The organism is Streptomyces sp. NRRL WC-3626, assembly GCF_000718785.1.
GTDB classification, from domain to species: domain Bacteria; phylum Actinomycetota; class Actinomycetes; order Streptomycetales; family Streptomycetaceae; genus Streptomyces; species Streptomyces edwardsiae.
Genome location: NZ_JOCA01000026.1, coordinates 14,617 through 39,806, shown reverse-complemented (window position 1 = coordinate 39,806; position 25,190 = coordinate 14,617). Strand labels below are relative to the sequence as shown.

Genomic DNA, 25,190 nt, shown 5'->3' with positions numbered 1-25,190 from the left:
TCCTCTCGTCCTCAACCGTCCCACCACATCATATCGCCCAGGGCATCGGCACCGTTCCGAGCGCCGGGGGCCGCGTCAGCTCCGGCCCTGGTGGGCGGCCATCCAGTCGGCGTAACGGGTGGGGGCGAGGCGGGCGTCCTCCCCGGCGACGAGGACGTCGCCGGGGACGACACCGAACATTCCCGCGTCGTCGTCCCTGACGACCGTGTGACCGTCGCCGCGGGCCGCCAACGTGATCCGGCCCAGTCGTCGAGCGGGAGGACCTCGGGTCCGGCGATGTCGCGGATGCCCCCCAGCGGGGCGCCCGCGGCGACCTCGGCGACCGCGTCCGCCACGTCCTCGGCGGCGATGACCTGCACCGGCGTGCCGGGCAGGCGAACGGTGTCACCTTCGGTGGTCCAGGACAGGATGGCGTCCACGAACTCCATGAACTGCGTGGCACGCACGATGGAGTACGGCACCGGTCCGGCGGCCAGCAGCTCCTCCTGGAGCGTCTTCGCCCGGTAGTAGTCCAGCGGCACCCGGTCCACTCCGACGATGGAGAGGATGACGAAGTGCCCCGCCCCGGCCTTCTCGGCGGCGGCCAGCAGCTTCTCCATGGACGTACGGAAGAAGGCGGGCGAGGCCTCGTCGAAGGTGGGGGAGTTCGTCAGGTTGACGATCACGTCGGCCCCGGCGGCGGCCTCCTCCAGCCCTTCACCGGTGAGCACGTTCACCCCGGTGGACTGCGAGTGCGGCACCGCTTCGTGCCCGGCGGCGTTGAGCTTCCCGACGACCTTCGACCCGATCAGGCCGGTACCGCCGAAGACTGCGATCTTCATGACGTGCCCTTCCGCGAAGGTGCGGCATAGTGTGCACCGCTCTCAGGGCAACATGTTAGTACCACTGTTCCGGACGGCAAGACGGGAAACGCGAACGCGACGGCAGGCGGGCCGCCTGCCGTCGCGTCGTGCGCCGTGCTACTTGCTGAGCCAGAGGTCGGGGCCGAACACCTCGTAGTGGATGTCCTTCGGGCCGACTCCCTGGGCGAGCAGATCACCGCGGACGCCCTGCATGAAGGGCAGCGGGCCGCACAGGAACGCGCTGACGCCCTCGTGCAGCGTCAGCCGGGTCACGTCGGCCCGGCCCTCGTACACCTGGGGCGTCAGGGGCTCCCCGGGGGTCTCGTACCACACGTGCAGCGCGGAGTTCGGCAGGCGGCCGACGAGCTCCTCCATCTCCAGGCGGTGGGCGTGGTGGGCGGGGGAGCGGTCGGCGTGCAGGACGGTGACGTGCCGCCCGGCCGCGGTCTCGACCAGATGGTCCAGCATCGACAGCATGGGGGTGACGCCGATGCCGGCGGAGGCGAGCAGCAGCGGGCTGTCGCCCTCGGGGAGCACCAGGTCGCCGAAGGGCAGGGAGACCTTGACGAGGTCGCCCGGGCGGGCGTTCGCGTGCAGCCAGGTCGACACCTCGCCCTCGGGCGCCCGGCCGTCGGCGGAGCGCTCCCGCTTCACGGTGACGCGCCAGGTCTTGCGGCCCGGAGCGGAGGAGAGGCTGTACTGGCGTATCTGCTTCGCCCCGTCGGGCAGCTCGACCTGGACACTGACGTACTGGCCCGGCGTGAACGGCTCGGTGGGGTCGCCGTCGGGCCGGCGCAGTTCGAAGGAGGCCGCGTCGACCGACTCCTCGATCCGGTCGGCTATCTCCATGTCCCGCCAGACGGCCCCGTCCTCGACCCCCGCCCCGGCGTACAGCCGGGCCTCCATGGCGATCAGCGCGTTGGCCATGAGCCAGTACACCTCGTCCCAGGCGGCGGCCACTCGGGGCGTCACCGCGTCCCCGAGCACCTCGCCGACGGCGCCCAACAGATGCCGGCCGACGAGCGTGTACTGGTCGGCGGTGATGCCCAGCGAGGCGTGCTTGTGGGCGATGCGCCCGAGGACGGCGTCGGGCCGCTCCCCGGGCCGCTCCACCAGCGTGGTGGCGAAGGCCGCGACGGCCCCGGCGAGGGCCTCGCGCTGGGCGCCGCTGGCCTGGTTCGCGCGGTTGAAGAGGGTACGCAGCAAATCCGGGCGCTCCTCGAACATCCGGCGGTAGAACAGCTCGGTGATGCTGCCGAGGGAGGCCCCTACGGCGGGCAGCGTGGCTTCGACGACCGGGACCGACTGGGCGGAGAGCATCTTCTGGCTCCTTCATGGGCACTGGTGTGCTTCGTGGAACTGCGCGCACCAGCATGCTAGTTAATTGGCATTCCAGATTCCTATTTAAGAGAGTGTGATCTACGCGACTCCTCCGCGGGGACCGCCACGAGACGCCGGGCGGCCGCGTCACAGATCCGTGCCGTGACCGGTCATCACTGAGAGACAGTCAGGGGGCGCGACAGTGTGACCGCCCCCTGGAACGGCAGACCTACGGAAGGTGCGACACAGTGTCGGACAACCACGCAGGACATGTGCACGGGGCCGACGGGCACGGCGAGCAGGCGAGCTGGATGAAGGCGGCCCGGATGATCCAGGACGCCTCGCCGATCACCGTCCCCGAGGGCGCGTCGGCGATGACCATCGAGGTGGAGTGGGAGCCCGGCGACCCCGGCACCCCTGCGCACCGCCACTCGGGCCCGGCGTTCGGCTACGTCGTCGAGGGCGCCGTCCGCTTCGAACTCGAGGGTGAGCCCGAGCGCGTCGTCGAAGCCGGCGGGACCTTCTGGGAGCCCGGCGGCGACGTCATCCACTACCAGGACGGCAACGCGCTCACCGACGCGCGCACCCGGTTCGTGGTGACGATGATGTGCGCGCCGGGCAAGCCCATGCTCGAACTCGTCGACGAGGACGAACTGGCACAGCGGGCCCATCTGCGCGCCCCGCGCCCCACCGCCTGAGCCCCGGCCCGCCCAGAAACCGTCCGGCCCCGTCCCCTCCTCCCGTGGGAGGAGGGGACGGGGCCGGACCGCCGGAGGCAGGACCTGGCCTTTGCCGTGGACCGGCCCGGCGGCGACGGGGACCGGACGGGCCCTCGCCTGTGCCACCCCTCGCCCGCGCTCAGTCCACGAAGTACGAGTCGTGCTTGTCGAAGAACCTGGCGCGTTCCTCCTCGGAGGCGTCCGCCAGCTGTGACACCTGCTCGAAGTACTCCTCGCGCGGCGCGCCCGGAGTGAACAGCAACAGCATGTCGGCCGGTGCGTCCGAGTCGTTGCGGAAGGCGTGCAGCCCGCCCTGCGGAACGTGCAGGAAGTCGCCCTTCTCCGCGTCGACCCAGCGCTCGCCGTCGAACAGCCGGACCGTGCCCTCGAGGATGTAGAAGGACTCCGAGATCGTCTTGTGGAAGTGGGTCCTGGGACCGCCCGCCTTCGGGCGCATCTCGACCCGGTACAGGCCGAACTCGCCCCGTGTGGTGGCCGTGGTCGCCAGATAGTGCAGGGCGTCCTTGCCGGTACCGCTCTCACCGATGTCGGGTGGCGTGCCGACCGGGCGGTAGACCGCGCTGACCTCGCCGCTGTCTCCCCAGTACACCTGCTCCGGGTAGTACGACATGTGCGTCCTTCCTCTCGTGTGCCAGGGGTGTGTGCTCTTCGACGGTCGCGCGAGGGCACGGCCACGGCGCACGGATGCCGGCGTTCCGCCCCCACGGCGGAACGCCGGCATCCGTGTGTCACGCCTGGGGCGGCGCCCACGTACCCGCCGCCCCGGCCGTGGCCCGCGGGGTGCCTCAGCCGAACTGGCCGGGCTGGTAGTCCCCGGCGGGCTGCTGGTTGATGACGTTGACGCGGTTGTAGGCGTTGATGATCGCGATCAGCGAGATCAGTGCGGCGAGCTGGTCCTCGTCGTAGTGCTTCGCGGCGTTCGCCCAGGCCTCGTCCGTGACACCACCGGCGGCGTCCGCGATGCGCGTGCCCTGCTCGGCCAGCTCCAGGGCGGCGCGCTCGGCCTCGGTGAAGACCTTGGCCTCGCGCCAGACGGCCACCAGGTTGAGGCGCTGCTGGGTCTCGCCCTCGGCGGTGGCGTCCTTGGTGTGCATGTCGGTGCAGAAGCCGCAGCCGTTGATCTGGCTGGCACGGATCTTCACCAGTTCCTGGGTCGCGACCGGCAGCGTCGAGTCGTGCACCGCCTTGTTCGCGGAGTTGATGTGCTTGAGCACCTTGCCGGCGAGCGCGTTGCCGAAGAAGTTGATGCGAGCGTCCATGGTGGAATCCGTCCGTCCTCCGTAGTGCGGTTACACCCTGATGACCGGGAGGGGGCTCTCATCCGTGACAGGCACGCAATGTGACCTGCGCCACATCGTGCGTGGAGTGCGGACAGGTCGACACGGTGGCGAACGGTGAGCGGCCGCGGGGCAGGCCGCGCCGCGACGGCCGTGAGCCGCCGGTCCTTTCGGGCCCTTGACGCCCGGGAGGCGCTGAAAATATCTTTCAGCATCGAACAGCACATCGGAAAGAAAATTTCGACGACGGGAGGGGCATGACCCCCGTGCCTCGAAAGCCGCAGCTGCCTGACGCACCAGCCGCACTCTCACAGCAAGGCATGACCGCACCATGAGCGAAGAGAACAAGCACCACGCCACCGCAGCCGCCATCCTGCCCCTGGTCGGGGGCGCGCGGAACGTGACGTCGGTGGCCCACTGCATGACCCGGCTGCGGCTGGGACTGCGCGACCGGTCCCTCGTACAGGACGAGCCGCTCAAGGCACTTCCCGCGGTCATGGGGGTGGTCGAGGACGACACCTACCAGATCGTGCTGGGCCCGGGCACGGTCGCCCGGGTGACCCCCGAGTTCGAGGCCCTGGTCGAGGCGGGGCGGGCCGGGGCCGCCCCCGACCGCGGGGACGACCCCGTGACGGCCGAGGCGCTCGCCGCGCAGGGAGCGGCGCTCAGGGCCGAACGCAAGGCGAGGAACGCCACCCCGTTCAAGCTGTTCCTGCGCCGGATCGCGAACATCTTCGTGCCGCTGATCCCCGCGCTCATCGGCTGCGGCATCATCGCCGGCCTGAACGGCCTGCTGATCAACCTGCACTGGCTGCCGGGCATCACCCCCGCCCTGGCCGCCGTGGCCTCCGGGTTCATGGCACTGATCGCCGTCTTCGTCGGCTACAACACCGCCAAGGAGTTCGGCGGTACGCCCATCCTGGGCGGCGCCGTCGCGTCGATCGTCGTCTACGCCGGAGTGGCCAAGGTGGAGGCGTTCGGGCAGCAGCTCTCACCCGGCCAGGGCGGTGTGCTCGGCGCCCTGGGTGCCGCCTGGCTCGCCGTGTACGTGGAGAAGTGGTGCCGGCGCCGGGTGCCCGAGGCCCTCGACGTCCTGGTGACCCCCACGGTCACCGTGCTCGTGGCCGGACTGGCGACCCTGTTCGGGCTGATGTTCCTCGCCGGTGAGGTGTCCGCCTGGATCGGTGACGCCGCCGACTGGCTGCTGTCGCACGGCGGCGCGGGCGCGGGCTTCCTCCTCGGGGGCCTCTTCCTGCCGCTGGTCATGCTGGGCCTGCACCAGGCCCTGATCCCCATCCACACCACCCTCATCGAAGGCGCCGGCTTCACCGTCCTGCTGCCCATCCTCGCGATGGCGGGCGCGGGCCAGGTCGGCGCGGCGATCGCGATCTACCTCCGGCTGCCGCGCAACACCTCGATCCGGACCACCATCAAGTCCGCGCTCTGGCCCGGATTCCTCGGCGTCGGCGAGCCCCTCATCTACGGTGTGTCGCTGCCCCTGGGGCGTCCCTTCATCACCGCCTGCGCGGGCGGTGCCTTCGGCGGCGCGTTCGTCGGACTCTTCAACCAGCTGGGCACGGACGTCGGTTCGACCGCGATCGGCCCCTCCGGCTGGGCGCTCTTCCCGCTCCTCGACGGCAACCACGGTCCGGGGCGGACGATCGCCGTCTACGCCGCCGGACTGCTCGTCGGCTACGTGGCGGGCTTCCTCGCCACCTACTGGTTCGGCTTCACCAAGGCCATGCTCACGGAGCTCGACGCGGCGCCCGAAACACCGGCCGAGGACCGGCCCGCTCCCGGGGAGCGGGTCGCCGAGAAGGTCTGATCCGGCCACGTACGACGGCTCTGCCCGCCCCTCGCACGGCGAGCGGCGGGCAGACTCACGCGGCCGCGAGGCGGGGGCGCGAACGGAGGAACGACGTGATCTTGCCCGGGTCGAACTGCCACAGCACCCGGTGAACGCCCTCGCGCGAGGCCGCGATCGTCATGAACGTCGACGGCCGCCCGTCCCGGTACAGCAGCACCCCGCCGCGCCCGTTCGCCTCGACGAACCGGACCTCCGTCCCGGGCCAGAACCGCCGGGCCGCGGTCGACAGGTTCGCCACCCGCGCCCGGCCCAGCACGGGGACACGGGCGGCGCCCCGGATGCCGTTGCCGTCCGACAGGCTCACCACGTCCGGGGCGAGCAAGGACTCCAACGAGGTGATGTTGCCGGTCCGCGCGGCCGAGACGAAGGCTTCCAGCAGCCGCCGGTGCTCCACCGCGTCGACCGTCCCGTGCTGCTCCGCCGTCAGGTGCCTGCGGGCCCGGCTCACGATCTTGCGGACGTTGACGACCGTGAGTCCCAGCATCTCCGCGATGCCGGCGTACGTGTAGTCGAAGGCCTCCCGGAGCACATACGCGGCCCGCTCCGTCGGATTGAGCCTCTGCAGCACCAGCAGCAGGGCCAGTTCCAGGGCCTCGGCGCGCTGGGCGCCGAGCGCCGGGTCGGCGCTCGTGTCGACGGGCTCGGGCAGCCACGGGCCGATGTACGTCTCCCGGCGCACCCGGGCGGACTGGGCGACGTTGATGGCCAGCCGGGTGGTGGTGCTCGACAGGAAGGCGACGGGGCTGATCACCACGGAGCGGTCGGTCCGCTGCCACCGCAGCCAGACCTCCTGCACCACGTCCTCGGCCTCGACCGCGCTGCCCAGCACGCGGTACGCGATGCCGAAGAGGCGTGGACGGAGCTCCACGAAGACGGAAACGGCCTCGTCCAGGGTGCTGTCCGTGGGGGGCGTCTCGGGATGCATGATCCAGCTCTCTCCGTTCTCCGGTCGGCTGTTCGCCTCCTTGACCGTGACGGACCCCGTTCTGTGACAGGGTTTGCACCGCGAATACGCACAGTGTGTCAGTGACGTCCGGGGTTCCAGGACCGCAGCTTGTCGGGATTGAGGACGACCCAGACCCGCACGACGTGGTGATCGGCGATGTCGAGGCTGATTACCGCGGCCACCTGCCGGTCGTAGCGGACCACGAGGCCGGTCCGTCCGTTGACCGAGTGGGTGTCCAGCGTGGTGTGCGGGTGTCCGGCCAGCAGCCGCACCATGCTGCGGGCCACCCGCACATGCCCGTGCACCGGTTCGACCAGGGCCCGCACCTTGCCGCCCCCGTCGAAGAAGGCCGTGACATCGGGTGCCAGCAGCGACGCGAGGTGCTCCGTGTCCTCCGCCGTACAGGCGTGGCGCACCGCGCGGGCCACCGCGTCGTGCTGCTGCACGGTCGCCGGCCGCGCACGGCCGGCGCGCAGACCGTCGCGGGCCCGGTCGGCCGGGCCGGCGCGCTCGGGCCCGGTCTGCCCCACGATGTCGGCGACCGCTCCCGGTGCCGTCCCGAAGACGTCGTCGAGCACGAACGCGGCGCGCTCGGCGGGGGACAGGGAATCCAGCGCGTCCAGCAGCACGCCGCTGATCTCCTCCTCCAGCATGCCGTGCGGTCCCGGGCGGGTCGGGCCGGGCTCCGGCGGCGCCAGCCGGGCCAGGCAGATGCCGCCGACGACCCGTGCCAGCCAGGACCGCGGCTCGCCGATCCCGTCCCGCTCGTCCCCGGACAGCGCGTACCAGCGCCGGTACGCCTCGTCCACGACGCCGTCGGCGTCGCGTGCGCCGCCCAGCATCCAGGACGCGACGTCCAGCAGATGCCTCCGCTCGTCGAGCAGCTCCGCGATCGGCACGCCGTCCTCGGCACGGTCCATACGGACAACCTCCCTCTCCCCACGACATCACACCACCCGGACACCGGAAGTCCACACCTGTCCGGGGACCGAGCCGGCGGGCGTCGCTTGAGGAGTGAGACCGGACGGACGTAGATCTTGTGACAGGACCGCCACCGGGAACGGTGGGCGGTGTCACAGTGTCACACCTTTCCGGGCGTCCCGGTCATATGGGAGAAGAGGGTTGCTCTGCCAGGAATGAGTGTGAGACATGGGAAACACGAGCCCGCCGGCCGGGACACCGGGGGACGGCCGAGGAGAAAGGGTCGCCGGCTGGTTCCGCGGCCGGCTCGGGAGCGGACGCGGCAGCCCGGGCCGCGGCCTGATGCGCAGGGCCTTCCCCGACCACTGGTCCTTCCTGCTGGGGGAGATCTGCCTCTACAGCTTCGTCGTCATCGTCGTCACGGGCGTCTATCTGAGCTTCTGGTTCCATCCCTCGTCGGCACCGGTCGAGTACACCGGCGGCTACGGCCCCCTGAAGGGCCAGCTGGTGTCGGAGGCGTTCGACTCGACCATGCGCATCTCCTTCGACGTGCGCGGCGGCCTGCTGATCAGACAGGCCCACCACTGGGCGGCCCTGATCTTCGTCGCCTCCCTGCTCGTCCACATGATGCGGGTCTTCTTCACCGGCGCGTTCCGCAAGCCGCGCGAACTCAACTGGGTGGTCGGCTTCCTGCTGCTGGTCCTCGCGATGTTCGGCGGACTGACCGGATACGACCTGCCGGACGACCTGCTGTCCGGCACCGGACTGATGGTCGTGAACGGGACCCTGCTCGCCGTGCCGGTCGTCGGCACCTATCTGTCGATGTTCCTCTTCGGGGGCGAGTTCCCCGGGGACGATCTCATAGCGCGCTTCAACACCCTCCACGTGCTGGTGATCCCGGCCGTGATGATCGTCCTGATCGCCGTCCACGTGGCCCTGAACATACGGCACCGGCACGCGCAGTATCCCGGCCCCGGACGGACCGAGAAGAACGTCGTCGGTGTGCCGCTGCGGGTGTACGCCGTGAAGTCGGCGGGCCTCTTCGTGCTGGTGGCCGGGTTCATCTTCGTCCTCGGGGCGCTCGCGCAGATCAACCCGATCTGGCAGTACGGCCCCTACCGCGCCGACCAGGTCTCGGCGGGGTCCCAGCCCGACTGGTACATGGGTGTGGCCGACGGTCTGCTGCGGGTCATGCCCGGCTGGGAGATCACCGCCTGGGGTCACACGCTCGCCCTCGGCAGTTTTGTACCGCTGCTCGTGGGCGCCGGGCTCTTCCTGGCCCTCGCCGCCTACCCCTTCCTCGAGGCGTGGGTGACCGGGGACGACCGGGACCACCACCTCCTCGACCGGCCGCGCAACCGGCCGGTGCGCACGGGACTCGGTGCCGCGTGGCTGAGCTTCTACCTTGTGGCGCTGATCGGAGCGGCCAACGACCTGATCGCCATCCGGCTGCATGTGTCGGTGAACGCGGTGACCTGGGCGGTCCGTATCGGTCTGTTCGTCGTCCCGGTGGCCGTCTTCCTCGTGACCAAGCGTGTGGCCCTCGGTCTGCAGCGGCGCGACCGCGACAAGGTGCTGCACGGACGGGAGACGGGAGTGATCAAACGCCTGCCCCACGGCGAGTACGTCGAGGTGCACGCACCGCTCACCCCGGAGCAGCGGTACCGGCTCACCGCGCACGAGCAGTACGAACCCCTCACCGTGGACGGCGACGGGGCCGACCGGGTCCGGCGGCTGAGGGCCAGGCTCAGCCGCGGCTTCTACGGGGAGGGCAGCCGGCTTCCGGAACCCATGGGGGAGGACCGTGAGGAGGTCACCGGCGGGCAGCGGCACTGAACCACCGGAGAAGGGGCGGGGCGGCGTGAGTGCCGCCCCGCCCCTTCCCCGTGGACTCCTCCCTGCCGGTGCGACGAGGACCGCCCCGCCGGCAGCGGGGCCGGCGGGGCGGTCGGGCAAGCGGGGCCGTGCGGGGTTCGCGGCGTCAGGCGGCAGCAACCGCGGACAGCCGTACGGCCGAGATGTCGAGGAGCAGCCTCACCTTGTCGCCGACGAGGACGCCACCCGTTTCCAGCGCCGTGTTCCAGGTGAGTCCCCAGTCGGAGCGCCGCAGGGTCGCCGAGCCCTCGAAACCGACCCGGTGCTGCCCGTAGGCGTCCACGCTCGCCCCACCGAACTCGAGGTCGACGGTGAGCGGAAGTTCGATGTCCTTGATCCGCAGATTCCCGGCCAGCCGGAAAACGTCGTCGCCGGCGCCGGTGATTCTGGTGGAGTGGAACGTCATCAGGGGGAATGTCGAGGAGTCGAAGAAATCGGGTCCCCGCAGATGGAGGTCCCGCTCCCGGATTCCCGTGTCCACGCTCTGCGTCTGGACGCTCATATAGGCCTCGGACCGGGTGGGACGGGAACCGTCGAGTTTGAGCAGACCCTCGAAGGAATCGAATTTCCCCCGCACGTTCGAGATCATGGCGTGGCGGACGGAGAAACCGATGGTGCTGTGGACGGGGTCGATGGTGTAGACGCCGGTCAGTCCCTGACAGGGGCCGGCGTTCGCGACAAGGGTCGTACGGTTAGCGAGCATGACAGAACGCTTTCCTTTCGTGCACGGGAGGGGAAACGGCGGGCCGACATGCCGGAAGGCGGCCCCTGACCGTCAGAGGCCGCCTTCCGGACCACTCACTTCTGCTGTGCGAGCCAGTCGGAGAAGGTGGTTTCGGCGAGTTGCGCGCCGGGGCCGGGAAGGAGCGTGGTCTCCTCCACCGGGGCGCCCGAGTACGGGGCCTCGGGGTCCGTGACGACGGTGCGCGGGTCGTTCCTGGCGGCGAGGGCGTCGCGGATGAACTCGTCCAGCTGGAACGCCTCGGGGCCGGCCACCTCCACCACACCGTTGACGGGTGCGCCCACGGCCGTACGGCCCACGGCGGCGGCCACGTCGTCGGAGTACATGGGCTGGAATTTCACCGGGGCGAGACGGACGGTGTCACCCTCGGTCGACAGGTCCGCGATGCCCTTCACGAACTCGAAGAACTGCGTGGCGTGCACGATCGAGTACGGAATGCCGGACTCCTTGATCAGCTCCTCCTGCACCTGCTTGGCACGGAAGTAGCCGCTCTTCTGCAGCCGCTCGGTGCCGACCACGGAGAGGGCGACGTGGTGTGTCACACCGGCCTCCGACTCCGCCTTGAGGAGATTGCTCGTCGAGGTGCGGAAGAACTCCATGACGGCGTCGTCCGCGAACGACGGCGAGTTCGACACGTCGACCACGACGACGGCGCCCTGCAGCACCTCCGCGAGGCCCTCGCCGGTCAGCGTGTTGACGCCTGTATTGGGTGCCGCCGGTACCGCCTCGTGACCATGGGCCTTGAGCTTTTCAACCAGCTTCGAGCCGATGAGCCCGGTACCGCCGATGACTACGACCTTCATGATGGAGATCCTCTCGGAATCGATCAATGATGCCTTCACCCGGAAAGACCGGGCGGGTGCTCTTCTTGTGACGGAAATCCCGGGGGAATCAAGAAATTCCCCCTCCCCGTGTCACTCGGCGAGTTTGCCGTCGGTCGACACCTCCTCCATCAGGGCGGCGATCTCCTGCGGGACGGGGGCGATGCCTTCGCGGGTGATCCCCGTCGTCGGCGACCACACGAGATTGACCTGGAGCGCCGGGTCCATGTCCGGATGGTCGCTGCGGTTGTGGCAGCCCCGGGTCTCCCGGCGTTCGAGCGCCGCCTCGAGGGTGGCCCGCGCGGAGAGCGCGGCGGACTTGAGGTCGAACGCGTGCGCCAGGTCCTGGAAGCCGGCGATGTCGGGGTGCACGCCGACGCTCTCCATTCGCTTCTCGATCGCCGTCAGCTCCGCGAGACCGGCCCGCAGGCCCTCCTCGTCACGCACCACGCCCGCGTGCTCGGTCATGGTGTTGCGGATGGCGCGCTGCAACGCCCGGACGTTCTCCGGACCGTCCGCGGCGAGCAGACCGTCGACTTCCCCACGGGCCTCGGCCACCGCCGCCGCGGAGCGCGGCTGCGCCGTCAGCGAATCGGAGTAGGCGGCGGCCGCCTGCCCGGTGATACGGCCGTACACCAGCAGCTCGATGAGACTGTTGCCGCCGAGCCGGTTGGCGCCGTGCAGTCCGCTCGACGCCTCGCCGATGGCGTACAGCCCCCGTACGTCGGTGCTGTGGTCCTCCGGCCGGACCCACACCCCGCCCATCGAGTAGTGCGCCGTCGGCGCGACCTCGATCGGGTCACGGGTGATGTCCAGCATCTGCAGGTCCAGCAGCGTCTGGTAGACCCGCGGCAGCCGGCTCATGATCGTCTGCCGGGGCAGATGGGAGACGTCGAGCCACACGCCGCCCTTCTCCGTGCCGCGGCCCTCCTTGATCTCCGTGTAGGAGGCCAGGGCGACCCGGTCGCGGGTGGACAGTTCCATGCGCGCGGGGTCGTAGCGGTTCATGTACCGCTCGCCGAGCGCGTTGCGCAGGATGCCGCCCTCACCGCGCGCGGCCTCGCTGACGAGCGTGCCGGCCGCGTTCTCCGGCTCGATGATCCCGGAGGGGTGGAACTGGACCAGCTCCGGGTCGCGCAGCCGGGCGCCCGCCTCCACGGCGAGCCGGAACGAGTCGCCGGTGTTCTCGTCGCGCCGCGACGACGTACGCCGCCAGATCCGGGTGTGCCCGCCCGCGGCGAGGATCACGGCGTCGGCGTGGATGAGGTAGCGGGTACCGTCCGTGAGGTCGAAGCCGTACGCCCCGAACACGGCGCCCTCGTGGGTCAGGATCCGGGTGATGTACACGCCGTCGAGCACCGGGATGTCCAGCTGCTCCGCCCGCCTGATGAGCGTGCGCTGGATCTCGAGGCCGGTGTAGTCGCCGGCGAAGGCGGTGCGCCGGAACTTGTGCGCGCCGAAGAAGCGCTGGGAGATGCGGCCGTCCTCCTCCCGGGCGAAGGCCATGCCGTAGCGCTCCAGGTCGTCGATGCCCAGGGCGGCGCCCTGCGTGACGATCTCGGCGGTGCGGGGATCGCCCAGCAGATAGCTCTCCTTGAGCGTGTCCGCCGCGTGCTGCTGCCAGCTGTCCTCGGGGTCCATCGTGGCCAGGGCCGCGTTGATCCCGCCGGCGGCGAGCGAGGTGTGGGCGTCCTCCTTCGGGCGCTTGCCGACCGCGAGGACGTCGACGCCGGCCTCCGCCAGCTCGATCGACGCCCGCAGGCCGGCTCCGCCGGTACCGATCACCAGCACCATGGTGGAGAGACGTTGTTCGGTGGCAGCCACGATTGCTCCGATCGTTGGGGTGTTCACCGACTACGACCGGATGACCGAGGTGGTTGTGACACCCGGCGCCACGGACCTCCGCCTCCCAGGATGCGCCCGGCGGAACCCGCCTGCGACCCGGGGTCAGGGCAGCAGGCTCCCGAGCGGTACGCCGGGATCGGCGAGGGCGGCGTCGTCGAACTCCGCCCCGGACTCCACGAGCGCGCGGACGCTGTCGACGACGTCCCACACATTGACGTTCATGCCCGCCAGGACGCGGCCGCCGGACATCCAGAACGCGAGGAACCGCCGTCCCTCGACATCGCCGCGGAAGACGACACGGTCGTACGCTCCCGGCTCCACGTACCCCGTGTACTCCATTCCCAGGTCGTACTGGTCGGTGTAGAAGTACGGCAGCCGGTCGTAGAGGGCGTCCTCGCCGAGCATGCCCAGCGCCGCCGTGCGCGGCTGGTGCAGTGCGTTCGCCCAGTGCTCCACGCGCAGATGCCGGCCGAACCGCGGATGGAGCGCGTTCGCGACATCGCCCGCGGCGAAGACGCCGGGCGCCGAGGTACGCAGCCCCCCGTCGGTGACGATGCCGTTGCGCACCTCCAGACCCGCCTCCCGCGCGAGCCGGACGTTGGGCGTGGCGCCGACGCCCACCACCACGGCGTCCGCGGCCAGCCGGGTGCCGTCCGCGAGCAGCACCCCGTCCGCCCGTCCGCCGCTGCCGGTGATGCGCTCGACCTCGGTACGGGGGCGCAGCTTCACACCGTGCTCCTCGTGCAGCCGGGCGAAGACCTGAGCCGCCTCCCGCCCGAGGACCTTCTGCAACGGCAGCTCCGCGTGCACCAGCACCGTCACGTCCGCCCCGGCCGTCCGGGCGGCCGCCGCGGTCTCCAGACCGATCCAACCGCCGCCGATCACGACGACCCTGGCGCCCTCGGTGAACGCGGCCCTGAGCCGCTCGCTGTCCGCCACCCGCCGCAGATACAGGACGTTGTCGAGGTCCGCGCCGGGCACGGCGAGCGGGCGCGGGGACGAGCCGGTGGCCAGGAGCAGCCTGGCGTAGGGAACGCGCCATCCGCTGTCGAGCTCGATCTCCCCGGTACGCGGGTCGACCGACCGCACATGCCTGCCCAGGAGCAGCTCGACGTCGTGCTCGGCGTACCACTGCGCGGGGTGCACGAAGACCGACTCGCGGTTCTCCTTGCCCAGCAGGTAGCCCTTGGACAGCGGCGGCCGGACGTACGGCCGCTCCCGCTCGTCGCCGATGACGAGGAGCGGGCCGTCGTGACCGTTCTCCCGCAGTGCCTCGGCGGCCCTGGCCGCGGCCAGACCACCTCCGACGATGACGAAGTTGTTCCCAGGAGACACGATGTTCCTCATCTCGCTTGTCGCATGCTGTGCGAGCCATGGTGTGATTTATCCATCAGACCGTGTGTCCGTGCGTCCTGTGACAGGGCGTCTGTCACAAGGGCGCCGGTCGCCCGGTCTTTACGACTGGCCGACGGCGAAGGAGAAGAGGATGACGTACGTCATTGCGCAGCCCTGCGTCGACGTCAAGGACAGGGCCTGCGTCGACGAATGCCCGGTGGACTGCATCCACGAGGGGGAGCGGACGCTGTACATCGACCCCGGCGGATGTGTCGACTGCCACGCGTGCGAGCCCGTGTGCCCGGTGGAGGCGGTCTTCCACGAGGACGACCTCCCGCGGCAGTGGGCGCACTACCGGTCCGTGAACGCCGAGTTCTTCGAGCTCGCGTCGCCCGGGGACGGGCGCGGCGACCATCACGTCGTCGCCGGACTGCCCCCGCAGAGTTCACCGAAGCGGGACATCGCCGTGTTTCCCGTCGGCCGGGAGGACACCGACGACGTCGACGTGTGGTTCCCGACCTCGACGTCCTGACGCGGTCAGCTCGGCAGCGGGGTCCCGGTCCGCGGTGTGACGACCGTGGGCACGGTGACCACCGAGACGTCCCCGGTGATCAGACGCTGCACGGGGCAGCGGCCGGCCACCGCCAGCAGCCGCTGGATCTGGTCGGGTTCCAGATCGCCGGTGATCCGGATGTTCTTGACGATCTCGCCCCGCGGACCGAACCGCAGGTCCACGACGACGTGGTCCAGCCGCCAGCCGTGCCGGCCCGCGTACGCGCGGACGGCCATCGAGGTGCACGAGCCGAGCGCGGCCAGCAGCAGCTCTCCCGGTGTGGGGCCCGTGTCCGAGCTCAGCGGCTCGGGCTCGTCCGCGGTCAGGAGGTGCGGCCCGACCGTGAGGGAACGGGCAAGACGCCGGCCCTCACGGACCGACACGGTGCGTCCAGTCATGATGCTGCCTTTCGGAGTGCCTCACTGGTTCACCTACTAGACAGTGGGGCCCACGTCCGTGTGACAGCGGGCTACGACGCCAGGGTGATGGTGGTGGGGGTGCCCCGGGCGGTCATCTTGGCGTACGGGCAGAGCGAGTCCGCCTGCTCCAGCAGGGGTTCGGCGATCTCCGGGTCGATGCCCGGCCAGCCGACCACCAGACCGACCCGGAGCAGATAGCCGCCGTCCGCCGGATCCCGCCCGAACGCCACGGTCGCCGCCACGGAGATGCCGGACGGATCGAGTTCCTCCTCCCGCGCCACCAGGCTCAGCGCCCCGTGGAAGCAGGCCGCGAACCCGGCGGCGAACAACTGCTCGGGATTGGTTCCGTGACCGTCCCCGCCGAGTTCCGCGGGCATACGGAGACTCACGTCCAGCACTCCGTCGTCCGACCGCGCCCGGCCCGAGGCCCTCCCGTGCGCGGACGCCCCGCCGCCGACGGTCACGGTCGTCGTGTAGAGGGCGGAGAAGGACGCCCCGGCGTAGCCCTTGTCGGCGGACAGTGGGGGCGACGGGAACTGCTCGGTCACAGCATGACTCCGGCCTGGGAAACAGTGGGACGTGCCTGTCCGGGCCTCTTCCCCGGGCCGGTGGGGCGAAACGCGGTCGTCATGTGTCCGCCCTTCGGGATCGCGGGTGTCCGGGGGTGTCCGGACACCCCATGGGGCGGCACCGGGTCTCAGCCGCTCAGCGACGCCACGTACGGGGACAGCTTGGCCGGGTTCATCACCCACATGATCCGGTCGATGCCGTCCGCCGACACATCGATGGACAGCAGGGCCATGGGGTCCCCGTCGACCGAGACGAGGACAGCCGGCCTGCCGTTGGCCTCGACCCACCGGGTCCGTGACCGCGGCCAGAACCGGGGGGCGAAGGCGGCGAGGTACTTGGAGACGTGGTCGATTCCCACGACGGGGATCCGCGAGGCCCCCCGGATGCCTCCGCCGTCCGCGTAGCTGACGACGTCGGCGGCGAGCACGTTCTCCAGCACCGCCATGTCGCCCCGCTGCGCGGCGGCGAGGAACACCTCCAGCAGGCGCTTGTGCTCCGCGGGGCTGACCGGCTCCTTGCGCTCGGCGGCGAGGTGCTTGCGCGCCCGGCTCACCAGCTGACGGGTGTTGGCCTCACTCGTCTCCAGGATCTCCGCGACCTGCTTGTAGGGGTAGTCGAAGGCTTCCCGCAGCACATAGGCGCCCCGCTCCAGCGGGTTCAGCTTCTCGAGCAGCAGGAGGACCGCCATCTCCAGCGCCTCGGCCCGTTCGGCGCCCATCTGCGGGTCCTGGCTGGTGTCGACGGGTTCGGGGAGCCACGGCCCGACGTAGGCCTCCCGCCGCACCCGCGCGGACTGGGCGACGTTGATGGCCAGCCGCGTGGTGATCGTGGTCAGGAACGCCGTGGGCTCGTGGACGCCGCCGCGGTCGGTGTTCTGCCAGCGCAGCCACGCCTCCTGGAGGACGTCCTCGGCCTCCGCGGAACTGCCGAGCACCCGGTACGCGATACCGAACAGCTGTGGACGGGCCGCGATGAAGTCCCGCGTCGCCCGGTCGAGGGAATCGGTGTCATCCCCAGTGTGCATGGTGGTCCCTTCCGACTCCTGCCCAACCATGCTACAAGCCGGTCCGACGGTATGCGCCCGGGGGACGCGGGAGCCCGCACACCGTCGGCGACCGGTCATGACACACCGTGTCACTGCCAGGGGTTCAGCCCTGCCACCCGTAGCGCTCCCGGGCCCGTGCCACCGTCTTGGGGGGGACGGCGCCGGTCCGGGCCAGCCGGTCCAGTGCCGCCACGGCGATCGACTCGGCGTCCACGCGGAAGTAGCGGCGTACCGCGTCCCGGGTGTCGGACAGACCGAAACCGTCCGTGCCCAGCGACGCGTAGTCCTGCTCCACCCACTGGCTGATCTGGTCCGGCACCTGCCGCATCCAGTCGCTCACGGCCAGCACGGGCCCCGGTGCGCCCGCCAGCGCCCGCGTCACGTACGGCACACGCTCCTCACCGCGCAGCCGCGCCCGGTCGGCGCACAGCCCGTCACGGCGCAGTTCCGTCCAGGACGTCACCGACCACACGTCGGCCGGCACACCCCAGTCCGCGGCGAGCAGCTCCTGCGCCTCCAGGGCCCAGTGGATCGCCGTACCGGACGACAGCAGCTGGATGGCCGGCCCGGCGCCGGGGGAGGGCGCCTGCCGGTACCGGTAGATGCCCCGCAGGATCCCCTCCTCCACCGACGGGCCGGCCGGCATGGGCGGCTGCCGCTTCGGCTCGTTGTAGACCGTCAGGTAGTAGAAGACGTCCTCGGGCCGTTCGCCGTACATACGGCGCAGCCCCTCCCGGACGATCACCGCGATCTCGTAGGCGAAGGCCGGGTCGTAGCTCACCGCCGCCGGATTGGTGGAGGCCAGCAGATGCGAGTGCCCGTCGGCGTGCTGCAGCCCTTCCCCGGTCATCGTCGTACGGCCCGCCGTCGCGCCGATGACGAAGCCGCGCCCCAGCTGGTCGGCGAGCGCCCAGAACTGGTCGCCGGTGCGCTGGAAGCCGAACATGGCGTAGAAGATGTAGAACGGGATCATCGGCTCGCCGTGCGTGGCGTACGAGGTCGCCGCGGCGGTGAACTCGGCGAGGGAACCGGCCTCGGTGATGCCCTCGTCGATGAGCTGCCCGTCGCGTGCCTCCCGGTAGTACAGCAACTGGTCGGCGTCGACGGGTTCGTAGGTCTGCCCCTCGGGCGAGTAGATGCCGGCCGTCGGGAACAGGGCCTCCATGCCGAACGTACGGGCCTCGTCCGGGATGATCGGTACCCAGCGCGGGCCCGTCTCCTTCCCGCGCATCAGGTCCTTGACCAGGCGGACGAGCGCCGTGGTGGTGGCCACCTCCTGCTTGCCGAACCCCTTCCGCAGGGACTCGAACGGCCGGGCGGGCGGCTGCTCCAGCGGTTTGGCGGCGACCCGGCGCACCGGTGCCGGGCCGCCGAGGGCGGCGCGCCGCTCGCGCAGATAGCGCACCTCGGGCGCGTTCTCGCCGGGGTGCCAGTAGGGCACCAGGTCCCCGCTCAACGCGCTGTCCGGGATGGGGAGTTCCAGGAGATCGCGCATCTCGCGGAACTGCGCCATGGTCAGCTTCTTCATCTGGTGGTTGGCGTTGCGCGACTCGAAGTCCGGGCCCAGCGTGTGTCCCTTCACCGTCTGGGCCAGGATGACGGTCGGTTCGCCCCGGTGCTCGACGGCGGCCCGGTAGGCGGCGTACACCTTGAGCGGTTCGTGCCCGCCGCGCGAGTCGCCGAACAGGTCGGTGAGCTGTGCGTCGCTCAGTCCCGCCGCGATGCCCGAGAGCGCGTCGCCGGTGAAGAAGTGCTCGCGGATGTAGGCGGCGTCGCGGGCGGCGTACGTCTGCATCTGCGCGTCGGGCGCCTCGGCGAGACGGCGGACCAGGCTGCCGTCGGTGTCCTGCCGGAACACGGGGTCCCAGGCCTCGCCCCACAGCGACTTCACCACGTTCCAGCCCGCCCCGCGGAACCTGGCCTCCAGCTCCTGCACGATCTTCGAGTTCGACCGTACGGGCCCGTCGAGCTTCTGCAGATTGCAGTTGACGACGAAGGTCAGGTTGTCCAGCCCTTCCCGGGCGGCGAGAGTCAGCGCGGCGGTCGCCTCGGGCTCGTCCATCTCCCCGTCGCCGAGGAACGCCCACACCCGGGAGCCCGAGGTGTCCTTGATGCCCCGGTCGTGCAGATAACGGTTGAACCTGGCCTGGTAGATGGCGGCGAGCGGCCCGAGCCCCATGGAGACCGTGGGGAACTCCCACAGCCACGGCAGCCGCCTGGGGTGCGGGTACGACGGCAGCCCCTGCCCGTCGGCCTCGCGCCGGAAGCCGTCCAACTGCCGTTCGCTCAACCGCCCTTCGAGGAACACGCGGGCATAGACGCCCGGCGACGCGTGCCCCTGCACATACAGCTGATCCCCGCTGCCGTCCCCGTCCTTGCCGTGGAAGAAGTGGTTGAACCCGATCTCGTACAGCCAGGCCGCCGAGGCGTAGGTGGAGATGTGACCGCCGAGTCCCAGGCGGGAGCCGCGGGTCACCATCGCCGCCGCGTTCCACCGGTTCAGCGCGGTGATCCGGGACTCCATGCCGATGTCACCGGGGAAGGCCGGCTGCGCCGCCGCCGGGACGGTGTTGACGTAGTCGGTGGAGAGGAGCCGGGGGAGGGCCACACCGGACCCGGCCGCGTACTCGTGCACCCGCCGCAGCAGATACGCGGCCCGTTCCGGCCCCGCGTGCTTCATGACGGCGTCGAGGGACGCCTGCCATTCGGCGGTCTCCTCGGCGTCACGGTCGGGCAGCTGGTCGAGCTCACTCATGGCGGCACATCTCTCTGTTCGGGCGTGGTGTGGGGAAGGGGCGGGGCCGGTTCACCGCCGGGCCAGCCACCGTGTGAACGTCTCGTGGCCCACACGGGCGGGGGACTGCGGCAGCAGCGTGCGCTCCTCGATCCGCGCGCCGAAGAGCCGGGCGCCGGGGTCGGTGACCACGTCGCGTACATCGCCCCGCGCGGCCAGCAGCTTCGCGGTGAGCTCGTCGAGCCGGAACTCCTCGGGGCCGGCGACCTCGAGCGTCCCGAACAGCGGCAGACCGACCGCGACATGGGCGACCGCGGCGGCGACGTCGTCCGTGGACACGGGCCGCACCAGCACGGGAGCGGCGTGCACCCCGTCCCCGTACGTGCTCATCAGCGCCAGGGACTCGACGGACTCGAAGAACGGCGCGGCCCGCACGATCGAGTGCGGCAGGGGCGAGCGCCGTACACGCTCCTCCTGCAGATGCTTCGCACGGAAGTAGCCGGACTCCAGGTGCTCGGCACCCACGACCGACAGGACCACGTAGTGCTCTGCGCCCGCGGTCGCCGCGGCCCGCAGCAGATTGGTGGTCGCCGTGTCGAAGAACCGCACACTGGCCTCCTCCGCACGCGAGGGGGCGTCGGTGACGTCCACGAGCACGTCCGCGCCCCGCAGCGCCCGGGCGAGTCCCTCCCCGGTGACGACGTCGGCGCCCGTCCCCCGGGAGACGGACACCACCTCGACCCCGTGATCCCGGAGCCCGGCGACCGTCCTGGAACCGATCAGTCCGGTGGCACCTGCGACGACGACTCTCATCTGGGGACCTTCCCGTCCGGGGCCGGCGGCCCCTGTGGTGTCTGCGTGACGGCGGAGCCGGCCACTCATCACCTACGACAGGACTGCCGCCGCCGGTGTGACACCGTGCCGCGTCCTCCCTGTCACATCCGCGCCGGGCGGCCGGTCCCTGTCCCGTAAACGGTCCCGGAATCCGGAGTGGTGGTCGTGCGTCCCGCTGATGTCCTGTCCGGCCTGCTGACAGCCCTGTTCGCGGCCGCGGCCGTCCGGGGGCTGTGGCACGGCGTGCTGTCCCCGGACCGAGGAGGGCACGACCGGGTCGGCCACCTCCTGCACACGGCGATGGCACTGGCCATGGCCGTGATGCCGTGGAGCCCAGGCGCCGGGGTTCCGGGCCCGCCCCAGGCCGCCTTCTTCGCCGCGGCGGCACTGTGGTTCCCGGCGAGCGCCCTCGTACGGAGGCACGGCCGTCGGCCGGCCGCCGTCCTGCGGAGTCTGCCGTACGCGGCCGACATGGCGGCGATGGCCCTGATGGCACACCGTATGACCGGCCACTCGCACGGGGCCCCACCGGCGGCCGCCGCAGCGCTGGCGGTCTGCCTCCTGCTGTGCGCGCTCCGGTCACTGACCCGCTGTATGCCGAGCCTGCGCGCGACGGCCGGGCGCAGGACGGCCGGGGATCCGTACACCTGCTTCTGGGACGGCTCGATGGCCCTCGGCACGGCCGTCATGCTGCTGATGCACCCATGAGGCGCTCCACACGATGTGACATAGTGTGTCCATCGAGCTCGCCGAGGACCACCACCGCGGCAACGGCCGGCATGCCTGTGACGTACGACGGAACCGCACCGCCGTACGTCACAGGCATGCCGTGTCACAGACGGCGGGCCCGTCCGGTCCATAGGGCGACAACGCGAACGACGCGGCATCATGGCGAGAGAGGGTGAACCATGAGTGGCTCGGGCCTGCAGAACCTTCCCCGGCCGGTGGCGGCGGTGGTCGGCGGCGGAGGAGTACTGGGCGCCACGCACGTCGGCGTCGGATACGCCCTGGAACAGCGGGGGTTTCGTCCCGACATGATCATCGGCACCTCGGTCGGCGCGCTCAACGGAGCCATCGCCGCCGCCCACCCGGGTGAGGCCGCGCCCTGGCTCGACCATGTGTGGACCCAGCTGCGCCGCCGCGAGGTGTTCCCCTTCGGATTCCTGCCCTCCATGGCCAGCGTCTTCGGCGACCGCGGCCTGCGCCGGCTGATCGCCCGGGCCGGACTCCCGCCCCGCATCGAGCGGCTGCCGATCCCGTTCACCGCGGTGGCCACCGACCTGGCCACCGGCGAGCCCGTACTGCTCGACCACGGTGACCTCGAGTCCGCGCTGCTGGCCAGCGCGGCCGTCCCGGGAGCCCTGCCCCCGGTGGACCGCGAGGGCCGGACCCTCATCGACGGCGGGGTGATCGCCTACGTCCCCGTCCGTGCCGCCCTGCGGGCCGGCGCGGCGAGTGTGGTGGTGCTGTCGACCGGCCCGGAGGGCGGACCGCTGAGCCCCGTCGTCCCCCGGCGGGCCGGCGCGGTCGCCTCCCGGGCCGGGCTCGTCCTCCTGCGCCACCAGATCGAGAGCGGCCTGCGGGAGGCGGCCGGACAGATCCCGACCGTCGTGGTGCCGACCGGCATCGAGACCTGGCCGGCGCCGTGGGACTTCGGCCACTCCCGGCGGCTCATCGGCACCGCCGCCCGCACCGCGGGACGTTTCCTCGACCGGCTGGACGTCGCCGGGCCCGGCCTCTACCGGGACGAGGACCTTGTGCCCGTCACCGCCGCACGCACCCTCTCGCTCGGGGGGACCCACCGATGAGCACCATCGCGTTCCTCAACATCCCCCTGCACGGACACATCAACCCGACACTGCCGGTCGTGGCCGAACTCGTCCGCCGAGGTCACACCGTCACGTACCACACCACTCCCGCGTTCGCCGACGAGATCGCCGCCACCGGCGCGACCGTGCGCCTCTACCCCGGGGACGGCCTGCTGCTCTCCGGACCGCCCACGCCCCTCGGCATGCTGCACGGGCTCGCCCGCACCGCCCTCGCCCTGCTGCCCGCCGTGCTGTCCGATCTGCGCCGCGCCCGGCCCGACCTGATCGTCCACGGCTCGGCCTGCCCCTGGGGGCCGGTCGCGGCCACCGAACTCGGGGTGCCCGCGGCCGCCGCGTTCACCACCATGGCGTTCGACCGCCGGGTGCCCAGCCCCACCCGCGCCTCATGGGAACTGCTGGCCGCCGGGGCGGCCCGGCCCCGCACCGCCTTCGGCTGTCTGCGCTCCCGATGGCGGCTGTCGCGGCGCTACGACACCCGGAACCTGCCCCTGATCGACCTCGCGAACGCGGGCCAGCCGCTCAACCTGGTGTTCACCTCCCGCGCCTTCCAGCCCGGCGCCGCTTCCTTCGGCCCGGCGTACCGGTTCGTCGGCCCCAGCGTCGGCGCCCGCCCGCGCGACCCGTCGTTCCCCGCCGACAAGCTGGAGGCACCGGTGCTGTACGCCTCGCTCGGCACGGTGTTCGACGCCGGCCCGCGGGTGCTGCGCACCTTCGCCACCGCGCTCGCCCCGCTGGGCGGCACCGTGGTCCTCGCCACCGGGCGCACGGACCCCGCCGTGCTCGGTCCGCTGCCGGACAACGTGTTCGCCCGCGCTTTCGTCCCGCAGCCGGAGGTGCTGGACCGTGCCGCGCTGTTCGTCACGCACGGCGGCATGAACAGTGTCAACGAGGCCATGTACGCCGGGGTTCCCATGCTGGTCGTCCCCCAGGGCGCGGACCAGCCCATGGTGGCCCGACGGGTCGTCGGGCTCGGCGCCGGACTGTCCCTGCGCACCGAGGACGTCACCGAGGACGCGGTGCGCTCCCTCGCCCGGCGCCTGCTCACCGAGCCCCGCTTCCGGGACGCGGCGGCGGCCCTGCGGATCGCCCAGCGCGAGGCGGGCGGCCATCTGCGCGCCGCCGACGAACTCGAGGACCGTCTGCGCCGGGCAGCCGGGCCGGCCCCGGCACACCTGCCCCAGGAGAGCTGAACCATGTCACCCGCACTTGTCGTCCTGGTGGTGCTCGCCGGGCTGTCCGAGGCCGTCGGACGGCTGCTGCCCCTGGTCGCCCGCCGCTCCCGTGTGTCCCCGCCCATCATGGCCGGGCTGCTGCTGACCGGCACCGTGGTCGAGAGCGCCGTCATCCTGCTCTGGCCGGTGACCGCCTGGACCCTCGCCGAGCTGTTCCTCTCCGCCCCCGTCTCCGGCGGCGAGGCGCTGACCTGGACAGCCGGCGATGTCGCCCCGCTGCTGCTGTGCGCCGTCATCGCGTTCCCGCTGCTCGGCCCCCTGCTGCACACGCTGCTCCTGACCGGCGTCGGCACCGGGCTCGTCGCCCCGCTCGCCGAGCTGACCGGACTGGAATGGTGGGGCGCGGCCGGCTGTGTGGCCCTGGCCGGCGTCGGACTCGCCGCCGCCGTCGAGGCCGTACGCCGTCTGGTCGCGCGGATCAGCGTCGCGGGGGTCAGGGAGCTGCCGGCATGACATGGTTCGCTCTCCTCGCCCTGCTGCTCGGCCCGGTGCTGCTCGCCGAGGCCCTGCTCGCCCGCTACGAGGTGCTGGTCTACACCGCCGGCTGGCGCGCGCCCGCCACCGGCCTCCCGCCGGGCATGCCGTACGCCCGGGGTGCCGACCCCGACCGTCCCCCGGCCGCCTACCTCGTCTACCTGGACGGCATCGGCAAACGCCGCTTCACCGACACCCGCGACGGCGGCCAGCTCGTCAAGGCCCTGATCGCGGCGGCACCGGAACTGCGGGTCCTCGGACAGGTGCAGCCGTACTCACCGCTGGCCGCCCCGCTCGCCAACCGGCCCGTGTGGGTGTGGATCCGCCGGCACGTCGGACTGCTGCTGTTCCTGCACAACGTCATGCAGATCTTCGTCGCCGCCGACCACCGCTACCGTCCCCTCTACAACCGCGCGGTCGGCGGCCAGATCGCCAACCAGCTGAGGCTGGCCGGCTACCGACCGCACAGCGGAGTCCCCGTGGTGCTGCTCAGCTACAGCGGGGGCGCCCAGGTCGCCACCGGCGCCGTGGACGAACTGCGGGCCCGGCTCGGTGCGTCACCGCTGCTGATCACTCTCGGGGGTTTCCACAACGGCGCCAACGACCTCACCGGGGCCACGCGGCTGCACCAGCTCACCAGCTCCCACGACCGGATCGAACGGATCGGCACCTGGCTGTTCCCCCAGCGCTGGGCGGTGTTCCGCGGCAGCGGCTGGAACCGTGCGCGGCGTGCCGGAAAGGTCACCGTGCATCGGCTGGACCCGGCCACCCATCTCGGCCGCAACAGCTACATCAGCCCGGACGCGCACCGCGCCGACGGACGCAGCCATCTCGACCACACCACCGACACCGTGCTCGCGCTCATCCGTGAGCGGAGTGTGGCCGGTCCCCGCTGAGGCGGTGGGGCGGGGGCCTTGATCTCACCCCCCTCCGCCCTTCCCTTCCCGTCCCTCAGGGCTCTGCCCCCGG

22 protein-coding genes and 2 pseudogenes are annotated in these 25,190 nt (G+C 71.4%); 9 read left to right on the top strand and 15 right to left on the bottom strand.

The annotated features are described in order from the left end of the window. Positions 1-75: 75 nt before the first annotated feature. Both IF28_RS36625 and IF28_RS0130790 read right to left on the bottom strand, forming a co-directional pair. Positions 76-821: pseudogene (locus tag IF28_RS36625) on the bottom strand (SDR family oxidoreductase). A 138-nt stretch (positions 822-959) separates the two neighbouring features. Then, entirely contained in the window at positions 960-2,162 is a 1,203-nt protein-coding gene (locus tag IF28_RS0130790) for a globin domain-containing protein (RefSeq protein ID WP_030227167.1), read from the bottom strand. 311 nt (positions 2,163-2,473) lie between these two features. Here IF28_RS0130790 and IF28_RS0130785 point away from each other — a divergent pair, with 311 nt between their 5' ends. Beyond that, entirely contained in the window at positions 2,474-2,860 is a 387-nt protein-coding gene (locus tag IF28_RS0130785) for a cupin domain-containing protein (protein ID WP_199809061.1), read from the top strand. A gap of 160 nt (positions 2,861-3,020) precedes the next feature. Here IF28_RS0130785 and IF28_RS0130780 read toward each other — a convergent pair whose 3' ends face one another. Together IF28_RS0130780 and IF28_RS0130775 are read right to left on the bottom strand one after the other, a co-directional pair. Beyond that, a complete protein-coding gene (locus IF28_RS0130780; protein WP_030227162.1) occupies positions 3,021-3,512 on the bottom strand; it encodes a cupin domain-containing protein in 492 nt (163 codons plus the stop codon). 175 nt (positions 3,513-3,687) lie between these two features. Continuing rightward, the gene (locus IF28_RS0130775) at positions 3,688-4,161 is read right to left on the bottom strand and encodes a carboxymuconolactone decarboxylase family protein (protein WP_030227159.1); all 474 of its coding nucleotides are present in this window, start codon (positions 4,159-4,161) and stop codon (positions 3,688-3,690) included. Positions 4,162-4,510: 349 nt separating this feature from the next. On the opposite strand from IF28_RS0130775, the gene IF28_RS0130770 reads away from it, so the two are divergent. Further along, positions 4,511-6,004: a PTS transporter subunit EIIC gene (locus tag IF28_RS0130770; RefSeq protein WP_030227157.1), complete on the top strand. Its 1,494-nt coding sequence runs from the start codon at positions 4,511-4,513 to the stop codon at positions 6,002-6,004. A 55-nt stretch (positions 6,005-6,059) separates the two neighbouring features. Here IF28_RS0130770 and IF28_RS0130765 read toward each other — a convergent pair whose 3' ends face one another. Then, the gene (locus IF28_RS0130765) at positions 6,060-6,971 is read right to left on the bottom strand and encodes a sigma-70 family RNA polymerase sigma factor (RefSeq protein ID WP_030227155.1); all 912 of its coding nucleotides are present in this window, start codon (positions 6,969-6,971) and stop codon (positions 6,060-6,062) included. A gap of 98 nt (positions 6,972-7,069) precedes the next feature. Further along, on the bottom strand, positions 7,070-7,912 hold the full coding sequence (locus tag IF28_RS0130760; protein WP_030227153.1) for an RNA polymerase sigma factor: 843 nt from the start codon (positions 7,910-7,912) through the stop codon (positions 7,070-7,072). Positions 7,913-8,141: 229 nt separating this feature from the next. Between IF28_RS0130760 and IF28_RS0130755 the strand changes: the two genes are divergently transcribed. Continuing rightward, the gene (locus IF28_RS0130755; RefSeq protein WP_030227150.1) at positions 8,142-9,749 is read left to right on the top strand and encodes a cytochrome b; all 1,608 of its coding nucleotides are present in this window, start codon (positions 8,142-8,144) and stop codon (positions 9,747-9,749) included. A gap of 145 nt (positions 9,750-9,894) precedes the next feature. Here IF28_RS0130755 and IF28_RS0130750 read toward each other — a convergent pair whose 3' ends face one another. From IF28_RS0130750 to IF28_RS0130735, 4 genes are all read right to left on the bottom strand, one after another. Next, positions 9,895-10,491: a YceI family protein gene (locus IF28_RS0130750; protein ID WP_030227148.1), complete on the bottom strand. Its 597-nt coding sequence runs from the start codon at positions 10,489-10,491 to the stop codon at positions 9,895-9,897. Positions 10,492-10,586: 95 nt separating this feature from the next. Further along, complete coding sequence (locus IF28_RS0130745; protein WP_030227144.1) at positions 10,587-11,333, bottom strand: SDR family oxidoreductase; 747 nt, start codon at positions 11,331-11,333, stop codon at positions 10,587-10,589. A gap of 111 nt (positions 11,334-11,444) precedes the next feature. Then, entirely contained in the window at positions 11,445-13,145 is a 1,701-nt protein-coding gene (locus IF28_RS0130740; RefSeq protein WP_030227141.1) for an L-aspartate oxidase, read from the bottom strand. Between the two features lie 153 nt (positions 13,146-13,298). Beyond that, positions 13,299-14,543 (bottom strand): NAD(P)/FAD-dependent oxidoreductase, encoded by a 1,245-nt coding sequence (locus IF28_RS0130735; RefSeq protein WP_030227138.1) that lies wholly within the window; start codon positions 14,541-14,543, stop codon positions 13,299-13,301. Between the two features lie 139 nt (positions 14,544-14,682). On the opposite strand from IF28_RS0130735, the pseudogene fdxA reads away from it, so the two are divergent. Continuing rightward, a pseudogene (gene fdxA, locus IF28_RS0130730) lies at positions 14,683-14,979 on the top strand (ferredoxin); the annotation flags it as partial. Positions 14,980-15,068: 89 nt separating this feature from the next. On the opposite strand, the gene IF28_RS0130725 reads toward fdxA, so the two are convergent. The 5 genes from IF28_RS0130725 to IF28_RS0130705 form a co-directional block, all read right to left on the bottom strand. Then, positions 15,069-15,482 carry an OsmC family protein gene (locus IF28_RS0130725; protein ID WP_030227132.1) on the bottom strand — a complete coding sequence of 138 codons (414 nt, stop codon included), beginning with the start codon at positions 15,480-15,482 and terminating at the stop codon, positions 15,069-15,071. Between the two features lie 71 nt (positions 15,483-15,553). Beyond that, positions 15,554-16,051 (bottom strand): Ohr family peroxiredoxin, encoded by a 498-nt coding sequence (locus IF28_RS0130720; protein WP_030227130.1) that lies wholly within the window; start codon positions 16,049-16,051, stop codon positions 15,554-15,556. A gap of 149 nt (positions 16,052-16,200) precedes the next feature. Next, entirely contained in the window at positions 16,201-17,097 is an 897-nt protein-coding gene (locus IF28_RS0130715; protein ID WP_030227127.1) for an RNA polymerase sigma-70 factor, read from the bottom strand. 124 nt (positions 17,098-17,221) lie between these two features. Next, entirely contained in the window at positions 17,222-19,873 is a 2,652-nt protein-coding gene (aceE, locus tag IF28_RS0130710; RefSeq protein WP_030227124.1) for a pyruvate dehydrogenase (acetyl-transferring), homodimeric type, read from the bottom strand. A 51-nt stretch (positions 19,874-19,924) separates the two neighbouring features. Beyond that, positions 19,925-20,665 (bottom strand): SDR family oxidoreductase, encoded by a 741-nt coding sequence (locus tag IF28_RS0130705; protein WP_030227121.1) that lies wholly within the window; start codon positions 20,663-20,665, stop codon positions 19,925-19,927. A 186-nt stretch (positions 20,666-20,851) separates the two neighbouring features. On the opposite strand from IF28_RS0130705, the gene IF28_RS0130700 reads away from it, so the two are divergent. The 5 genes from IF28_RS0130700 to IF28_RS0130680 all read left to right on the top strand — a co-directional run bounded on the left by IF28_RS0130700 (position 20,852) and on the right by IF28_RS0130680 (position 25,117). Continuing rightward, on the top strand, positions 20,852-21,394 hold the full coding sequence (locus tag IF28_RS0130700) for a DUF5134 domain-containing protein (RefSeq protein ID WP_030227118.1): 543 nt from the start codon (positions 20,852-20,854) through the stop codon (positions 21,392-21,394). A 200-nt stretch (positions 21,395-21,594) separates the two neighbouring features. Beyond that, the gene (locus tag IF28_RS0130695) at positions 21,595-22,494 is read left to right on the top strand and encodes a patatin-like phospholipase family protein (RefSeq protein WP_037894370.1); all 900 of its coding nucleotides are present in this window, start codon (positions 21,595-21,597) and stop codon (positions 22,492-22,494) included. Continuing rightward, on the top strand, positions 22,491-23,705 hold the full coding sequence (locus IF28_RS0130690) for a macrolide family glycosyltransferase (protein WP_030227114.1): 1,215 nt from the start codon (positions 22,491-22,493) through the stop codon (positions 23,703-23,705). Before IF28_RS0130695 ends, IF28_RS0130690 begins: the two co-directional genes overlap by 4 nt. A 3-nt stretch (positions 23,706-23,708) precedes the next feature. Further along, positions 23,709-24,200, top strand: coding sequence for a hypothetical protein (locus tag IF28_RS0130685; RefSeq protein WP_030227113.1), 492 nt, complete (start codon positions 23,709-23,711; stop codon positions 24,198-24,200). Next, positions 24,197-25,117, top strand: coding sequence for a hypothetical protein (locus IF28_RS0130680; RefSeq protein ID WP_030227112.1), 921 nt, complete (start codon positions 24,197-24,199; stop codon positions 25,115-25,117). Before IF28_RS0130685 ends, IF28_RS0130680 begins: the two co-directional genes overlap by 4 nt. Positions 25,118-25,190 lie beyond the last annotated feature (73 nt).

Coding starts and splice junctions, on each gene's coding strand:
- IF28_RS0130790 (WP_030227167.1), bottom strand. CDS start 2,162: ATGCTCTCCGCCCAGTCGGTCCCGGTCGTCGAAGCCACGCTGCCCGCC.
- IF28_RS0130785 (WP_199809061.1), top strand. CDS start 2,474: ATGAAGGCGGCCCGGATGATCCAGGACGCCTCGCCGATCACCGTCCCC.
- IF28_RS0130780 (WP_030227162.1), bottom strand. CDS start 3,512: ATGTCGTACTACCCGGAGCAGGTGTACTGGGGAGACAGCGGCGAGGTC.
- IF28_RS0130775 (WP_030227159.1), bottom strand. CDS start 4,161: ATGGACGCTCGCATCAACTTCTTCGGCAACGCGCTCGCCGGCAAGGTG.
- IF28_RS0130770 (WP_030227157.1), top strand. CDS start 4,511: ATGAGCGAAGAGAACAAGCACCACGCCACCGCAGCCGCCATCCTGCCC.
- IF28_RS0130765 (WP_030227155.1), bottom strand. CDS start 6,971: ATGCATCCCGAGACGCCCCCCACGGACAGCACCCTGGACGAGGCCGTT.
- IF28_RS0130760 (WP_030227153.1), bottom strand. CDS start 7,912: ATGGACCGTGCCGAGGACGGCGTGCCGATCGCGGAGCTGCTCGACGAG.
- IF28_RS0130755 (WP_030227150.1), top strand. CDS start 8,142: ATGGGAAACACGAGCCCGCCGGCCGGGACACCGGGGGACGGCCGAGGA.
- IF28_RS0130750 (WP_030227148.1), bottom strand. CDS start 10,491: ATGCTCGCTAACCGTACGACCCTTGTCGCGAACGCCGGCCCCTGTCAG.
- IF28_RS0130745 (WP_030227144.1), bottom strand. CDS start 11,333: ATGAAGGTCGTAGTCATCGGCGGTACCGGGCTCATCGGCTCGAAGCTG.
- IF28_RS0130740 (WP_030227141.1), bottom strand. CDS start 13,145: ATGGTGCTGGTGATCGGTACCGGCGGAGCCGGCCTGCGGGCGTCGATC.
- IF28_RS0130735 (WP_030227138.1), bottom strand. CDS start 14,543: ATGAGGAACATCGTGTCTCCTGGGAACAACTTCGTCATCGTCGGAGGT.
- IF28_RS0130725 (WP_030227132.1), bottom strand. CDS start 15,482: ATGACTGGACGCACCGTGTCGGTCCGTGAGGGCCGGCGTCTTGCCCGT.
- IF28_RS0130715 (WP_030227127.1), bottom strand. CDS start 17,097: ATGCACACTGGGGATGACACCGATTCCCTCGACCGGGCGACGCGGGAC.
- aceE (WP_030227124.1), bottom strand. CDS start 19,873: ATGAGTGAGCTCGACCAGCTGCCCGACCGTGACGCCGAGGAGACCGCC.
- IF28_RS0130705 (WP_030227121.1), bottom strand. CDS start 20,665: ATGAGAGTCGTCGTCGCAGGTGCCACCGGACTGATCGGTTCCAGGACG.
- IF28_RS0130695 (WP_037894370.1), top strand. CDS start 21,595: ATGAGTGGCTCGGGCCTGCAGAACCTTCCCCGGCCGGTGGCGGCGGTG.
- IF28_RS0130690 (WP_030227114.1), top strand. CDS start 22,491: ATGAGCACCATCGCGTTCCTCAACATCCCCCTGCACGGACACATCAAC.
- IF28_RS0130685 (WP_030227113.1), top strand. CDS start 23,709: ATGTCACCCGCACTTGTCGTCCTGGTGGTGCTCGCCGGGCTGTCCGAG.
- IF28_RS0130680 (WP_030227112.1), top strand. CDS start 24,197: ATGACATGGTTCGCTCTCCTCGCCCTGCTGCTCGGCCCGGTGCTGCTC.